The sequence below is a fragment of the Neotabrizicola paludis genome (assembly GCF_044142105.1).
GTDB lineage: Bacteria > Pseudomonadota > Alphaproteobacteria > Rhodobacterales > Rhodobacteraceae > Pseudogemmobacter.
Genome location: NZ_JBGTYM010000009.1, coordinates 53,813 through 68,750 on the forward strand (window position 1 = coordinate 53,813; position 14,938 = coordinate 68,750).

14 protein-coding genes and 1 riboswitch are annotated in these 14,938 nt (G+C 65.7%); of the genes, 8 read left to right on the plus strand and 6 right to left on the minus strand.

Features of this window, described 5'->3' with window-relative positions; genetic code table 11:
• The first annotated feature begins 35 nt into the window (after positions 1–35).
• Genes ACED67_RS17355 through ACED67_RS17375 form a run of 5 tightly spaced genes read left to right on the plus strand, consistent with a single transcriptional unit; the run spans position 36 to position 5,478 of the window.
• Complete coding sequence (locus ACED67_RS17355; RefSeq protein WP_395542980.1) at positions 36–923, plus strand: DMT family transporter; 888 nt, start codon at positions 36–38, stop codon at positions 921–923.
• Positions 924–983: 60 nt separating this feature from the next.
• Positions 984–2,507, plus strand: a complete 1,524-nt coding sequence (gpmI, locus tag ACED67_RS17360) for a 2,3-bisphosphoglycerate-independent phosphoglycerate mutase (RefSeq protein WP_395542981.1) — start codon at positions 984–986, stop codon at positions 2,505–2,507.
• Positions 2,507–3,640 carry a murein hydrolase activator EnvC family protein gene (locus ACED67_RS17365; protein WP_395543146.1) on the plus strand — a complete coding sequence of 378 codons (1,134 nt, stop codon included), beginning with the start codon at positions 2,507–2,509 and terminating at the stop codon, positions 3,638–3,640. The genes gpmI and ACED67_RS17365 overlap by 1 nt, the downstream gene beginning before the upstream one ends.
• 7 nt (positions 3,641–3,647) lie before the next feature.
• Positions 3,648–4,997 (plus strand): S41 family peptidase, encoded by a 1,350-nt coding sequence (locus ACED67_RS17370; protein WP_395542982.1) that lies wholly within the window; start codon positions 3,648–3,650, stop codon positions 4,995–4,997.
• Between the two features lie 7 nt (positions 4,998–5,004).
• Positions 5,005–5,478 (plus strand): RNA pyrophosphohydrolase, encoded by a 474-nt coding sequence (locus ACED67_RS17375; protein WP_395542983.1) that lies wholly within the window; start codon positions 5,005–5,007, stop codon positions 5,476–5,478.
• A gap of 3 nt (positions 5,479–5,481) precedes the next feature.
• On the opposite strand, the gene ACED67_RS17380 is transcribed toward ACED67_RS17375, so the two are convergent.
• From ACED67_RS17380 to ACED67_RS17395, 4 genes are read right to left on the minus strand one after another with little or no spacing between them, the layout of a single operon-like run.
• Positions 5,482–6,498, minus strand: a complete 1,017-nt coding sequence (locus ACED67_RS17380; RefSeq protein WP_395542984.1) for a histone deacetylase family protein — start codon at positions 6,496–6,498, stop codon at positions 5,482–5,484.
• Positions 6,495–6,971 carry a GNAT family N-acetyltransferase gene (locus tag ACED67_RS17385; RefSeq protein ID WP_395542985.1) on the minus strand — a complete coding sequence of 159 codons (477 nt, stop codon included), beginning with the start codon at positions 6,969–6,971 and terminating at the stop codon, positions 6,495–6,497. The genes ACED67_RS17380 and ACED67_RS17385 overlap by 4 nt, the downstream gene beginning before the upstream one ends.
• Positions 6,968–7,894: a 3,5-dioxohexanoate:acetyl-CoA acetone transferase gene (gene kce / locus ACED67_RS17390; RefSeq protein WP_395542986.1), complete on the minus strand. Its 927-nt coding sequence runs from the start codon at positions 7,892–7,894 to the stop codon at positions 6,968–6,970. The genes ACED67_RS17385 and kce overlap by 4 nt, the downstream gene beginning before the upstream one ends.
• A gap of 1 nt (position 7,895) precedes the next feature.
• Positions 7,896–9,245 carry an aminotransferase family protein gene (locus ACED67_RS17395; protein ID WP_395542987.1) on the minus strand — a complete coding sequence of 450 codons (1,350 nt, stop codon included), beginning with the start codon at positions 9,243–9,245 and terminating at the stop codon, positions 7,896–7,898.
• A 162-nt stretch (positions 9,246–9,407) separates the two neighbouring features.
• Positions 9,408–9,510, plus strand: a riboswitch (TPP riboswitch).
• Between the two features lie 37 nt (positions 9,511–9,547).
• On the opposite strand from ACED67_RS17395, the gene thiB reads away from it, so the two are divergent.
• The 3 genes from thiB to ACED67_RS17410 are packed head-to-tail and all read left to right on the plus strand — an operon-like array spanning position 9,548 to position 12,721.
• On the plus strand, positions 9,548–10,528 hold the full coding sequence (gene thiB, locus ACED67_RS17400) for a thiamine ABC transporter substrate binding subunit (protein WP_395542988.1): 981 nt from the start codon (positions 9,548–9,550) through the stop codon (positions 10,526–10,528).
• Positions 10,504–12,021 (plus strand): ABC transporter permease family protein, encoded by a 1,518-nt coding sequence (locus tag ACED67_RS17405; RefSeq protein ID WP_395542989.1) that lies wholly within the window; start codon positions 10,504–10,506, stop codon positions 12,019–12,021. Before thiB ends, ACED67_RS17405 begins: the two co-directional genes overlap by 25 nt.
• Entirely contained in the window at positions 12,008–12,721 is a 714-nt protein-coding gene (locus ACED67_RS17410) for a thiamine ABC transporter ATP-binding protein (RefSeq protein ID WP_395542990.1), read from the plus strand. Before ACED67_RS17405 ends, ACED67_RS17410 begins: the two co-directional genes overlap by 14 nt.
• Before the next feature lie 34 nt (positions 12,722–12,755).
• On the opposite strand, the gene ACED67_RS17415 is transcribed toward ACED67_RS17410, so the two are convergent.
• Both ACED67_RS17415 and petB read right to left on the minus strand, forming a co-directional pair.
• Entirely contained in the window at positions 12,756–13,607 is an 852-nt protein-coding gene (locus tag ACED67_RS17415; protein ID WP_395542991.1) for a cytochrome c1, read from the minus strand.
• Positions 13,608–13,621: 14 nt separating this feature from the next.
• Positions 13,622–14,935 (minus strand): cytochrome b, encoded by a 1,314-nt coding sequence (gene petB / locus ACED67_RS17420; RefSeq protein WP_395542992.1) that lies wholly within the window; start codon positions 14,933–14,935, stop codon positions 13,622–13,624.
• Between the last annotated feature and the right edge of the window lie 3 nt (positions 14,936–14,938).

Genomic DNA, 14,938 nt, shown 5'->3' on the forward strand with positions numbered 1-14,938 from the left:
CTAGGCGGACGTGTCACGCCCTTTGAGCCGCAGCCATGACCAGCCCGCAGAATACCCGCCTTGGCATCTGGCTGATGATCGCCACTTCGGCCGTCTTCGCTCTGCAGGACGGCTTGTCGCGCCATCTGGGCGAGGCGACGAATGTCTATATGGTCGTGGCCATCCGCTTCTGGTTCATGGCGATCTTCGTCACCGCCCTGGCCCTGCGCAGCCCGGGCGGCTTGCGCGCCGCCTTTGCCAGCGCCCATCCTGTGATCCAGTCGGTCCGCGGCCTTCTGCTGATCGCCGAGATCTGCCTGATGGTGGTCGCTTTCGTGAAATTGGGCCTGATCGAGACCCATGCGGTCTTTGCCTGCTATCCGCTGCTGGTCTCGATGCTCTCGGGTCCGATCCTGGGCGAGAAGGTGGGCTGGCGGCGCTGGATGGCGGTCGGGGTCGGTTTCATCGGCATGCTCGTCATCCTGAATCCCGGCAGCGGGGTCTTTTCGGTCTGGGCGCTGTTCCCCTTTGCTGCGGCCTTGATGTTCGCCGTCTATGGCCTGCTCACCCGCTATGTGGCGCGGCGCGACAAGGCCTCGATCAGCCTGTTCTGGACCGGGATCGTTGGCGCCATCGGCATGACGCCCTTTGGCCTGATGCATTGGCAACCGATGTCGGCGACCGATTGGGGCATGATGGCGATGCTGTGCTGCACCGCCGTGCTGGGCCATGCCCTGCTGATCAAGGCCTATGACCTGGCCGAGGCCTCGGCCATCCAGCCCTTCGCCTATTTCCAGCTTCCCTTCGTCTCGCTGCTTGGCTTCCTGCTCTTCTCGGAAACCCTGCGGCTGAACGTGGTCATCGGTGCGGCCATCGTGGTCGGCGCTGGGCTCTTCACCCTGTGGCGTCAACGTCTGCGTGAAAAGCAGGGGCGCGCGGGATAGCGGCGTTGCCGTGGCAGGCCGGGCGGCGTAGAACCGCCCCGGAACCGCAAGGAGACCCCCATGCCCGCGCCGAAACCTGTCGTGCTCTGTATTCTCGACGGCTGGGGCATCGGGCCTGACCCCAAGGTCTCGGCCCCGGCTCAGGCGCAGGTGCCAACCTTCAACCGGCTGTGGCGGGACTGCCCGCATGAGACGCTGACCACCTTCGGCCCCGATGTCGGCCTTCCGACCGGGCAGATGGGCAATTCCGAAGTGGGCCATACCAATATCGGCGCAGGCCGGGTGGTGGCGATGGATCTGGGTCAGATCGACCTCGCGATCGAGGATGGCAGCTTTGCCATCAACCCCGCCTTGCGCCAATTCATCGCGGCTTTGGAGGCGTCAGGCGGCACCGCACATCTGGCCGGGCTCACCTCGCCCGGCGGGGTCCACGCCCACCAGGCGCATATGATCGAGGCGGCACGGGTGATCGCGGCCGAGGGCGTGCCGGTGGTGATCCATGCCATCACCGACGGGCGCGACGTTCCGCCGAAATCCGCCGCAGGGCAGGTGGCGGCGCTTGAGGCCGCGCTGCCGCCGGGGGTGAAGATCGTCACCGTGACCGGGCGCTATTACGCGATGGACCGTGACAACCGCTGGGAGCGGGTGGAACAGGCCTTCCGCGCCATGGTGCAGGGCCGCGGTCAGGCCAGGGCCGACAGCGCGCAAGCGGCCATCGCCGCGGGCTATGCTTCGGACAAGACCGATGAATTCCTGCCCGCCACGGTGATCGGCGATTATGCGGGGATGCAGGATGGCGACGGGCTGTATTTCCTGAACTTCCGCGCTGACCGCGCGCGAGAATTGCTGGCGGCCATAGGCGATCCGGCTTTCGATGCCTTCCCTCCTGGCCCGCGCCCGCTGCTGGCGGCGCGGCTGGGCATGGTCGATTATTCCGAGGCGCATAATGCCTATATGACCACGATGTTCCCCAAGCAGGACATCGTGAACACGATCGGCGAATGGGTGGCCAAGCAAGGCCTGACCCAGTTCCGCCTGGCCGAGACCGAGAAATATCCGCATGTCACCTTCTTCCTCAACGGTGGCCGCGAGGCGCCTTTCGTGGGCGAAGACCGTTTCATGCCGAAATCGCCCAAGGTCGCGACCTATGACCTGCAACCCGAGATGAGCGCCGCCGAGGTCTCGGACCAGTTCGTCGCCGCCATCGAGAAGGGCTATGACCTGATCGTGGTGAATTACGCCAATCCCGACATGGTGGGGCATACCGGCAGCCTGCCCGCGGCGATCAAGGCCTGCGAGGCGGTGGATGCCGGGCTGACCCGCGCGGTCGCCGCGCTGGAACAGGCGGGGGGGGCGATGCTGGTCTGCGCCGACCATGGCAACTGCGAGGTCATGGTCGATCCCGTGACCGGGGCGCCGCATACCGCTCATACGATCAATCCCGTGCCGGTGATCCTGGTCGGCGGGCCGCAGGGCGCGCGGCTGCGGCCGGGTGGCAGGCTGGCCGATCTTGCCCCCACGCTTCTGGCGCTGATGGGCCTGCCGCAGCCGTCCGAGATGACCGGGAAAAGCCTGCTGGCATGATCCTGCGCACGGCCCTTCTTGCCTTCGTCCTGCTCGCGCCCATGGCGCAGGCCCAGGATGTTGCGGCCCAGGCGGCAAAGGCCTCGGCCGATCTGACCGCCGCCATTGCCGCGCTGCAAGAGGCGGGCGGCGCGCGCGACCGGGTTTCGGCCCTGACCGGCACGATCCGCGCCTATGAAGAAGGCCTTGCCGCCCTGCGCGAAGCGATGCGCCAGGCCGAGCTGCGCGAGGCGACGCTGAAGATGTCCTTCACCGCGAAGCGCGACCGTATCGCCCAATTGGTTACCGTGCTGGCGGGGATGGAAAAGAATCCCGGCCCCCTCCTGCTGCTGCATCCCGATGGCCCCCTGGGGACGGCGCGGTCGGGAATGATCCTGGCCGATGTCGCTCCGGCGCTTCAGGCCGAGACCGAGGCGCTCAAGGCCGAATTGCAAGAGCTTTCCGACCTGCGCGCCCTGCAGCTGTCCACGGCCAAGACGCTGTCTTCGGGGTTGCAAGCTGCGCAGGATGCGCGCACGGCGCTGTCCAAGGCGATCTCGGACCGCACCGATCTGCCGAAGAAGTTCACCGAAGACCCCGATGTGATGAACGCAATCCTGCAATCGGCGGCGACATTGGATGATTTTGCGGCCCTTCTGTCCACCGATGGCGGCATCGACAGCGGCGCGGTCAGCCAACCCTTCGCCGGGGCCATGGGCGCATTGCCGCTGCCTGTCCTTGGCACGCTGATCCGCCGCCCCGACGAGGCCGATGCCGCGGGCGTCCGCCGCCCCGGCATAACTTTGGCCACCCGCCCTCGCGCGCTGGTCACCGCGCCCTGGCCCGCGACCATCCGCTATCTCGGCCCGTTGCTTGACTACGGAAATGTGATCGTTCTCGAACCCGGCGACGGCTATCTTCTGGTTCTCGCCGGGCTTGGAACGCTTTACGGCGAGGTTGGAGACATCGTGCCTGCGGGCGCACCCTTGGGGCTGATGGGGGGGGCCGAAGCCGCAGACCCCGATCTTGCCGTTTCGACAGAAGGCGCCACTGGCGCTTCCGATACGGAAACGCTTTACTTGGAACTCAGACTGGGCGCTTCGCCCGTGGACCCCTCGGAATGGTTCGCCGCGACCGCCACGACCGGAGAATGAGATCGCAATGAAGAAACTCGTCTTGGCCGCCCTGGGCGGTTCGCTTGCCGGCGTGATCCTGACCACCCAGGTCGGCCCGCTGATCGCCGAAACCGCCAGCAATGACAGTACCGTCTATGAGCAGCTTGATCTGTTCGGCGATATCTTCGAGCGCATCCGCGCCCAATATGTCGAGCCGGTCGAGACCCAGAAGCTGGTCGAGGCGGCGATCAACGGGATGCTCACCTCGCTTGACCCGCATTCCTCATATCTCTCCGCCAAGGATTTTGAGGATATGCAGGTCCAGACCAAGGGCGAGTTTGGCGGGCTTGGGATCGAGGTCACCCAGCAGGATGGTTTCGTCAAGGTCATCTCGCCGATGGACGGCACACCGGCCGACAAGGCGGGCATAAAGGCCGGCGACTACATCACCCATGTCAATGGCGAGGCGATCCTTGGCCTGACGCTGGACCAGGCGGTCGACATGATGCGTGGTCCGATCGGCAGCGAGATCGTCGTCACCGTGGTCCGCGAAGGCGTGCAGGATCCGTTCGATGTCTCGATCATCCGCGACAAGATCAAGCTGACGGCGGTCAAGGGCCGCGTGGTGGGCAAGGTTGCCGTGCTGCGGATCACCACCTTCAACGACCAGACCACGCCCGGAATGCGGGACGAGCTGAACAAGGCGATCGAGCAGCTTGGCGGCAAGGAAAACCTGGAAGGCGTGGTCATCGACCTGCGCAACAACCCGGGCGGCCTGCTGAACGAGGCGATCTCGGTCTCGGATGATTTCCTTGAATCCGGCGAAATCGTCTCGACCCGCGGCCGCAATCCGCAGGATGGCGAACGTTTCAACGCCAAGCCGGGCGACCTGATCGACGGCAAGCCGATCGTCATCCTGATCAATGGCGGCTCGGCCTCGGCGTCGGAAATCGTCACCGGCGCGCTGCAAGACCATCACCGCGCGATCGTGGTCGGAACCAAGAGCTTTGGCAAAGGCTCGGTCCAGACCCTGATCCCGCTGAAGGGCGATGGCGCGATGCGTCTCACCACGGCGCGCTATTACACGCCCTCGGGCCGGTCGATCCAGGCGCTGGGCATTTCGCCCGACATCGTGGTCAAGCAGCCCGACAAGCCCCCGGTCGATCCGAACGCCGCGGAGCCGGCCAGCGAGAGCGCGGCCAAGACCCGCAGCGAGGCCGATCTGCGCGGCGCGATCAGCAACGATTCGATGACCGAGGACGAGAAGAAGCTCTATCTCGAAGAACAGGCCGCCGCCGAGGAATCGGCCAAGCTGCGGGATGAGGATTATCAGCTCGCCTATGCCGTCGATATCCTGAAGGGCCTGTCCACCCTGGCCCCGGCCGAGGCGCCCTGAGGCGCTGATGGCCGAAGACCTTCCCTATCGCCCCTGCGTGGGCGTCATGCTGATGAACCGCGAAGGCCGTGTCTTCGCGGGGCGTCGCATCGACAATCCCGGTCCCGCCTGGCAGATGCCGCAAGGCGGGATCGACCCGGGAGAGAAGCCGTCCGAGGCGGCCTATCGCGAGCTGTGGGAGGAAACCGGAGTCACCCGGGATCTGGTCGAAAAGGTCGCCAAGACCCATGGCTGGGTGACCTATGACCTGCCGCCGGAACTGCTGGGCAAGGTCTGGGGCGGCAAATATCGCGGGCAGAAGCAGAAATGGTTCCTGTTCCGTTATCTGGGCCGCGACGACCAGATCGCCATCGCGACCGAGCATCCCGAGTTTTCGGAATGGTGCTGGATCGACGTCGACGAGATGGTCGCCGCCATCGTGCCCTTCAAGCGCGCGGTCTATGAAGAGGTTGTCCGCAGTTTCCGCGCCTATCTGGCCTGACGGCTACATGAACTCGGCCAGAACGGCGGCCAGGTTGTCACCCAGCTCGGGGCAAAGATAGCCGCCTTCCTGCACGATCAGCGTGGGCAGACCCAGCCCCGCCACGGCGCGGGCGATCTGGCTGAAGCCCGGCGTCGTGACCGCCAGCCCGGCGAACGGGTCGCCGACAAAAGCGTCCAGCCCCAGAGCGAGCACCAGCGTATCCGCGCCCCAAAGCGTGATCCGGTCCAGCGCGCGGTCCAGCGCCGCCAGGAAAGGCGCGTCGCCCGCCCCGCGCTCAAGACACAGGTTCAGGTTGGTGCCTTCGCCGTCTCCCGCGCCGGTCTCGCCCTCATAGCCCCAGAAGAACGGGTAGAAGCGTTCGGGATGGCAATGCAGCGACACGGTCAAGACACTCGGGTCCTCGTAGAACACCCCCTGCGTGCCGTTGCCGTGGTGCAGGTCCACGTCCAGAACGGCCACCTTGCGCCCCGCCTGTTGCAGCAGCCGCGCCGCGATGGCGCTGTTGGCCAGATAGCAGAACCCGCCCGCCAGTTCCGGGAAACAGTGATGGCCCGGCGGGCGGCACAGCGCATAGGCCACCTTGTCGCCTCCCAGCACCAGCCCGGCGCCATGGATCGCCGTCTGGGCCGAGGCGTAGGCTGATCCCCAGGTCGGACCGGAAATCGGGCAGGAGGTGTCGGTCATATGGAACCCGGCCTGGCCCACCGCCGATTTCGGATAGCCGTCCAGCCGGCTGCCGGGATGGATATTCGGAATGACTTCGGGCGAGGCACCGTCGATCAGGCGCCAGCGGTCGTGGATGTTCTGCAGGAAGGTCAGGTAGCGCGCCGGATGAACCGCAGCGATCGGCGCCATCCCGGCGTCCTCCGGCGCGATCACCGGCAGGTCCAGCTTGCGCACCCCCGACAGCAGCGCCTCGATCCGCGCCGGTTTTTCCGGGCAGGGTTTCGGCGCCCCTGAGGACAGGAACATCTGCGGGTCATGGGCCCGCTGGGTGTCGCTGAATACGACCTTCATTCTTTCAGCGCCTCCAGCGCCTTGCCTTCCAGGATCAGATACTGGCAGTCCTCGCGCAGGACAAAGCCCATGGCCTCATAGAAGCCGCGCCCGCCATCGTTGTCGCTATGAACGTTCAGCGATACGAAAACCGCGCCCCAGCGCCGCCGCGCCTCGGCCTCGGTGGCGCGGATCAGCCCTCGGCCAAGACGCAGCCCGCGCGCTTCGGGGCGGATGTAAAGATCAGCGATATAGGTGCCGACCACGGCGCGATAGGCCGAGAAATCCGGCGTGAAGGTGGAAATTCCCAGAACCTCGTCCGTGTCCCGCACCGCCAGCAGCACCCCGAGCCAGCCCTGCGGATCGCTGCCAAGCGCCGCCAGCAGCGCCTCGTTGCGGGGTGAGGCGAGGCCGCCATCCGCCGCCGCGAGATCGCAGAGAAGATCCTGCGCCAGGGACCATTCATGTGGCCGGGGGGCACGATAGGCGATCAAATCGCTGTCTCCTTCCGGCCCTTGAGGCCCAGCATCGCCCGTGCTTCGTTGGGTGTCGCGATCTCGCGCCCCAGCCCCTCGACAATGCCGCGGATCAACCGCACCTGGCTTGCATTCGACTCCGCCAGCACGCCTTTGGCGATATAGAGATTGTCCTCTAGCCCGACGCGCACATGCCCGCCCATCGCCGCGGCCATCGTGGCCATCGGCACCTGCGCCCGACCCGCGGCCAGAACCGAAAACTGGTAATCCGAGCCGAACATCCGGTCTGCCGTGCGCTTGAGATGGGTCAAGGTGTCGGGTTCCGCGGCCATGCCCCCCAGGACACCAAAAACGAATTGCAGGAAATAGGGCGGCTTCACCGCGCCGCGCGCGATGAAATGCTGAAGCATCGTCAGGTGACCGATGTCATAGCATTCGAATTCGAACCGCGCGCCGCGCTCGGCGCCCATGACCTGCAAGACCTGCGCGATGTCGCGCGGCGTGTTCTTGAAGATCATGTCCTCGGTGCCCTCGAGGAAGGGCTTCTCCCAATCGTGTTTCCAGGCCTTTATGCGCTGCACCATCGGGTAGAGCGCGAAGTTCATGCTGCCCATGTTCAGGCTGCACATCTCGGGCCGGAACTCCTTGGGTGCCGCCAACCGCTGCTCCAGCGTCATGATGGCCGATCCGCCGGTTGTCATGTTGATCACGGCATCCGTCGCCGCCGCGATCCGGGGCAGAAAGCCACGCCAATGTGCCGAATCGGCCGAGGGCCGCCCGTTCGCCGGGTCTCGGGCGTGCAGATGCAGGATGGCCGCCCCGGCTTCTGCCGCGCCGATGGCGCTTTGGGCGATCTCCTCAGCCGTCACAGGCAGATGCGGCGACATGGACGGTGTGTGGATCGACCCGGTGACGGCGCAGGAAAGGATGATCTTCGACATCTCAGCCCGCCATCCGCGCCAGCGCCTCGGGCGCAAAGGCCCGCAGCGCGCCCGTCAGTTTCTCGATGATTTCGTCGACCTGCGCGGGGGTGGTGATCATCGGCGGCGCGACAAGGTAATGGTCGCCCGCATATCCCCCGCGCGACCGGCGCGGATAGATGATCAGGCCACGGGCATAGGCCTCTTCGGTCAGCCGGTCATAGGCCTTGAAGGCCGGATCAAAGGGGGCCTTGGTCTTGCGGTCGGCCACCACTTCGAAGGCAAGGAGCATCCCGATCCCGCGCACCTCGCCGATGAAGGGAAATTCGTCCATCAGGCCGGTCAGCCGCGCCTTCAAGAGATCGCCGGTCGAGACTGCGTTCTGCATCATCCCATGCCGCTCGATCTCTTCCAGCACCGCCAGCCCCGCCGCGCAGGCCAGCGGGTTGCCCGCATAGGTGAAGCCATGCGCGAAGGGGCCCTTCTTCAGCACCGCCTCGACGATCTCGCCCCGCGCGATCATCGCGCCCAGGGGCACATATCCCGCGCCGAAACCCTTGGAGATGGCGATGATGTCCGGTGCGTCGCCCCAGTTCTGGCCGGCGAACATATGGCCCGTGCGCCCGCCGCCGGACAGGACTTCGTCATGGATCAGCAGGATGCCATGCCGGGTACAGACTTCGCGCACCGCCTCCATATAGCCCTTTGGCGGCACCAGCGCCCCGGTCGAGGCGCCGCCCACCGGTTCCATGATGAAGGCCAGCACAGAATCCGCGCCTTCCTCAAGGATCTGCGCCTCCAACATCTGCGCGTAATGCGCGCCCGTGGCCGGATCATCGGGGTCCAGCCCGTCCAGCCACCAGCGCGGGGCAGGGACCTTGGGCATCTGCACCATCATCGGCAGATAGGGGTCGGTCAGCGCGTCATAGCCGGAAACCGACAGCGCCCCCAGCGTGCAGCCGTGATAGGATGGGTAGCGTGAAATCACCTTCCACCGGCTTGGCTGCGCGGTCGCCACGGCCCATTCGCGGGCCAGCTTGATCGCCGATTCCACCGCCTCGGACCCGCCCGAGACGAAGAAGACCCGGTCCATTCCCGGCCAGGCCAGTTCCGACACCTTGGCGGCCAGCGCCTCGGACGCCTCTGTCACGAAATGCAGCCGGTAGCCGAAGGTCGATTTCTCCATCTGCCTGCGCATCGCCTCAAGCACATGCGGGTTGGAATGGCCGATATTGCAGACCATGGCGCCCGACGATCCGTCGATGAAACGGTTGCCCTCGATGTCCCACATGTAGATCCCCTCGGCGCGGTCTAGCACCGGACGGGGATGGTCGGTCTGGTAGAAAAGATGCGAGCGGCTGTTTTGCAGCATCGGCGGCACTCCGGTTTTTTCCGGACCATAGAAGCCCGGCGCCGGAAATTGATCAAATGGATTATTTCCTGGACTTGCCGATTGCGCAGCGACCCTGTCGGGCAGATGTGGAAAGCGATGACAGGGCCCCCTTGCGCCGGCTGGCCAACCTGCCTAGTCTCCGGCCTCACCTCGGGGTGCCCTGCCAAGGGCTGAGATGCAGCGATGCGAACCCGTCGAACCTGAACCGGATCATACCGGCGGAGGGAAGGTGCATCGGTTCCCCTATGCCCGACCATCCGTCGCATCATTGGAGGACCAAGATGAAAGCCCCCCTGATCGCGACCGGACTTCTTGCCTTTTCGGCCCTTGCGGCCCGGGCGGAACTTCCTGTCCTGACAGTGCTGACCTATGACAGCTTCACTTCGGAATGGGGCCCTGGCCCCCAGGTGGAAAAGGCCTTTGAAGAGGCCTGCGCCTGCGACCTGCGCTTTGTCGCGGCGGGCGATGGAGCAGCCCTTCTGGCCCGCGTGCAGCTGGAAGGCGCGTCTTCCGAGGCCGATATCGTCCTGGGTCTTGACACCAACCTGACCGCCAAGGCCGCCGCCACCGGGCTTTTCGCGCCGCATGGCCAGCCCGCCGCCACCGCCCTGCCCGTGGCCTATGACGATCCGTTGTTCCTGCCCTATGACTGGGGCTGGTTCGCCTTTGTCTATGACAAGACCAAGATGCCCAAGCCTCCCGCGTCTTTCGAGGAGCTTGCCGCCAGCGGTGCCAAGGTGGTGATCCAGGACCCGCGTTCCTCGACCCCCGGCCTCGGTCTTCTGATGTGGGTCAAGGCGGCCTATGGCGAACGCGCGGCCGAGATCTGGAAGGGATTGGCCGACAATATCGTCACCGTGACCCCCGGCTGGTCCGAGGCCTATGGCATGTTCCTGGCCGGCGAGGCCGACATGGTCCTGTCCTACACCACCTCGCCCGCTTATCACCGCATCGCCGAACAGGACGACAGCAAAGACTGGGCGCCATTCTCGGAAGGACATTATCTGCAGGTCGAGGTCACCGGCATCCTTGCCGCGACCGACCAGCCCGAACTGGCGAAGCAGTTCCTCGCCTTCACCCAAAGCCCGGCCTTCCAGGCGGTGATTCCCGAGACCAACTGGATGTACCCGGCCAGTGCCACCAAGCTGCCGGACGGTTTCGAGGATAGGCGGCCCGAAAAATCCCTTCTCTTGACCGCTGATGAGGCCGAGGCCGCCCGCGGCCCGGCGCTGGAAGAATGGCAATCGGCGCTCGCGCGCTAGCCGCGCTGATCCTCCTCTTGGTTGCGGCGCCCCTGGGCGCCGTAGCCTGGCGGGCCGAGGGACTTTCCCTCTCCGCCGCCGATCTGGCGGCGCTGCGCTTCACGCTCATGCAGGCGGCGCTTTCGGCGCTGATCTCCTGCGCGCTGGCGGTGCCTTTGGCCCGAGCGTTGGCGCGGAGGCGCTTTGCCGGCCGGGGGGCGCTGATCACTCTTCTCGGCGCGCCTTTCCTTTTGCCGGTGATCGTGGCGATCATGGGTCTTCTGACCATCTTCGGCCGCGCCGGTCTGGTGAACATGGCTCTGCGGCCGTTGGGACTGCCCGAGGTGTCGATCTATGGCTTGCAAGGCGTCCTGCTGGCCCATGTCTTCCTGAATCTGCCGCTGGCGACGCGTATGGTGCTGCAAGGATGGCAAGCCATTCCGGCCGAGCGGCTGCGCCTGGGCGAAAGCCTGGGCTTCGCGCCCGCCGACCTTGCCCGCCATCTGGAACGTCCGATGCTGCGAGAGGTTCTGCCCGGCGCACTGGCGACCGTTTTCGCCATCTGCCTGACGTCTTTCGCTGTCGCGCTGACGCTGGGTGGCGGGCCGCGCGCCACCACGCTGGAACTGGCGATCTATCAGGCGATCCGCTTTGATTTCGACCTGTCGCACGCCGCCGGGCTGGCACTGACCCAGACGGCTTTCGGCGGAATTGCCGCCCTTTTCGCCTGGCGGCTGACCTCGCCCGCAGGCTTTGGCGCGGGGTTGGACCGGCCCTGGCCCATCGTCGCGCCCGGCGGCTGGCGCTGGGGGCTGGATAGCGCGCTGATCGCCCTTGCGGCGGCTTTCCTTCTTTTGCCGATGACGGCCATCGCCCTTACCGGCCTGCCTGGCTTTGCCGATCTGCCTGTTTCGGTCTGGGCCGCAACGGGGCGCTCGCTTTCGGTGGCGCTACTGTCGACCGCCGTGACCCTTGCACTCGCCCTGGCGCTCGTGCTGACCCGCTGCCCGCCGCCGTGGCTGGGCCTTGCCGCCGTGCTGCCGCTGGCCACATCCAGCCTCGCGCTCGGCACGGGTCTTTTCCTTTTGCTGCATCCGCTCGTCGCGCCGGGCCGCCTGGCGCTGCCCGTCACCGTTCTGGTCAACGCGCTGATGACCCTGCCTTTCGCGTACCGCCTGCTTCTGCCCGAGGCACGGGCGCTGAATGCCGACTATGGCCGTCTGGCCGACAGTCTGGGCCTGTCCGGCCTGTCACGCCTGCGCCTGCTGATCCTGCCACGCCTTGCCCGTCCGCTGGGCTTCTCGGCCGGTCTGTCGGCGGCGCTGTCGATGGGCGATCTGGGCGTGATCGCGCTTTTCGCGGGGGAACGCGAGGCGACGTTGCCATTGTTGATCCAGCGCCTGACGGCAGCCTACCGGATCGAAACCGCCGCCAGTGCCTCGCTTCTTCTGGTGGTGATCAGCTTTGCCCTGTTCTGGGCCTTTGACGCAGGGGGCCGTCGTGCTGCAGCTTGACCGAGTGGTGCTGGAACAGGACGGCTTCCGTCTGACTGCCGACTGGACCCTTCCACTAGGCGCCCGGGCGGCGGTGATCGGGCCATCTGGCGCGGGGAAATCGACGCTCCTTTCAGCCATCGCGGGCTTTCTCGCCCCCGCTTCGGGTCGCATTCTCTGGCATGGACAGGATATCGGCCTTTTGCCCCCAGGGCGCCGCCCGATCTCGGTCCTGTTCCAGGACCAGAACCTGTTTCCCCACCTGACCGTCGCGCAGAATATAGGCCTTGGCCTGCGCCCCGATCTGCGCCTGTCGCCAGACGACCGCGCGCGGGTCGAGGCCGCGCTTGCCCGCACCGGCCTTGCCGGGCTTGGCGATCGCAAGCCCGCGCAACTGTCGGGCGGCCAGGCCAGCCGCGCCGCGCTGGCGCGCGTTCTTCTGCGTGCCCGGCCGCTGCTGCTGCTGGATGAGCCCTTCGCCGCGCTTGGCCCGGCGCTCAAGGTCGAGATGCTCGATCTGGTCGCCACGGTCGCCGGAGAAACCGGCGCGACCGTCCTGATGGTGACGCACGACCCCGACGACGCCCTGCGCCTGACCGACCAGACCGTGCTGGTGGCTGATGGCCGGGCCGATCCGCCCGTGCCGACGCAGGCGCTGTTCGCCGCCCCGCCCCCAGCTCTGCGTGCCTATCTGGGAGAAACGAAAAACCCCGCCCGGTAAGGGGCGGGGTTGTCGATTTCAGCGAAGGCCGGGATCAGGCTTCGAAGGCTTTGCCCTTCACGCCCGACCACAGCTTCTTGTTGGTCAGATAGAGCAGCGCCGAGAGCACGATCAGGAAGGTCACGGCAACGAAGCCGGCCTGCTTGCGCGCCATCATCTTCGGCTCAGCCGCCCACATCAGGAAGGACGCGACGTCCTCGGAAATGTGGTGCTTGCTGTTGTCATGGCCGTCCTGATACTCGACCGAGCCGTCGTCGATCGGCGGCGGCATGGCGATCCAGCTTCCCGGCACGGTCGACAGGCCATGCTCGTCCTTGCAGCTGGCCGGCACGCCGCCCGCGGCGAAGGCGGTGTTGTAATAGTAGCCGTCAATGCCATCGGGCGCGCAATCCGGGTTCGGCGCATAGCCGTTCAGGATCGAGACGATGTATTCCGGCCCGCCGATGCCCTTCATCAACTGGTTGATGCCGGTGCCATAGGGCCCGTGGAAGGCGGCGCGCGCCTTGGCCATCAGCGACAGGTCCGGTCCCATCCCCTCGCCCGAACGGGCGGGGAACTTGTCGGTCCATTCGCGCGGACGCTCGGTGCCGTCGGGGTTGACCACCGGGTCAAGCGAGGCCGCGTAGGCGCGGACCTGGTCGCCCGGAAGCTCGGGCCCGCCCTCATCCGCGAGGGTACGGATCGGGACGAATTTCAGCCCGTGACAGGCCGAGCAGACCTCGGTAAAGACCTGGAGGCCGCGCTGCAGCTGGTGCTGGTCGAACTTGCCGAACGGGCCTTCATGGGCGAAGGCCACGTCCTCGATATGGGCGGCCGCGCCTTCGGCATGGGCCGCGCCAGCCAAGGCCAGCACCGAAGCCGCGGTGAGTGCGATCTTCTTGAACATCTCTTGTTCCTCTCTCACTCGGCCGCGTTCGGGTAGTGGGACTTGAAGTCTTCTTCGATGGTCGCCGGTTGCGGCAGCGGTTTCTCGATCACGCCCAGAAGCGGCAGGATCACCAGGAAATAGGCGAACCAATAGGCCGAGGCGATCAGCGAGATCGTGGCATAGGGCTCTTCCGCCGGCATCGCGCCACACCACATCAGCACGACGAAGTCGATCACCAAGAGGGCGAACCACCATTTGAACATCGGGCGATACTTGCCCGAACGCACCGACGAGGTGTCCAGCCAGGGCACCAGCGCCATGCAGAGGATGGCGCCGAACATCGCGACCACGCCGAAGAACTTGGCGTCGATGATGCCGAACGAGATCCAGCTGGCAAATTGCACCACCCAGACATCGGCGGTGAAGGCGCGCAGGATGGCGTAGAAGGGCAGGAAGTACCATTCCGGCACGATATGCGCGGGCGTTGCCAGCGGGTTCGCCTCGATATAGTTGTCGGGGTGGCCCAGGTAGTTGGGCATGAAGCCCACGATCGCGAAGAACACGGCCACGATCACGGCAAGGGCGAACAGATCCTTGATGACGTAATAGGGCCAGAAGGGAACGGTATCCTTCTTCACCTCTTCCTTGCTGCCACGGCGCACTTCAACACCCGTGGGGTTGTTGTTGCCGGTGGTGTGGAAGGCCCAGATGTGAACGGCGACCAGCGCGGCGATCACGAAGGGCAGCAGGTAATGCAGCGAGAAGAAGCGGTTCAGCGTGGCGTTGTCGACCGCCGGTCCGCCCAGAAGCCAGGTCTGGATATCCGGGCCGATGCCCGGAATGGCGCCGAACAGGCCGGTGATCACAGTCGCGCCCCAGAAGGACATCTGACCCCAAGGCAGAACATAGCCCATGAAGCCCGTGCCCATCATCATGAGGTAGATGAGCATGCCGACGATCCAGGTCACTTCGCGCGGCGCCTTGTAGCTGCCGTAATAGAGGCCGCGGAAGATGTGCATATAGACGGCAAAGAAGAACAGCGAGGCGCCGTTGGCATGCAGGTAACGCAGCATCGCGCCGCCATTCACGTCGCGCATGATATGCTCGACCGAGGCGAAGGCCAGGTCCACATGCGGCGTGTAATGCATCACAAGGACGACGCCGGTGGCGATTTGCAGCACCAGGCAGAAGGCCAGGACGATGCCCCAGATCCACATCCAGTTCAGGTTCTTGGGCGTGGGGATCATCAGCGTGTCATAGACAAGGCTCACCACCGGCAGGCGGCTGTGAAGCCATTTCTCGAAGCCCGACTTGGGCTCATAATGGTCGTGCGGAATTCCGGCCATGTT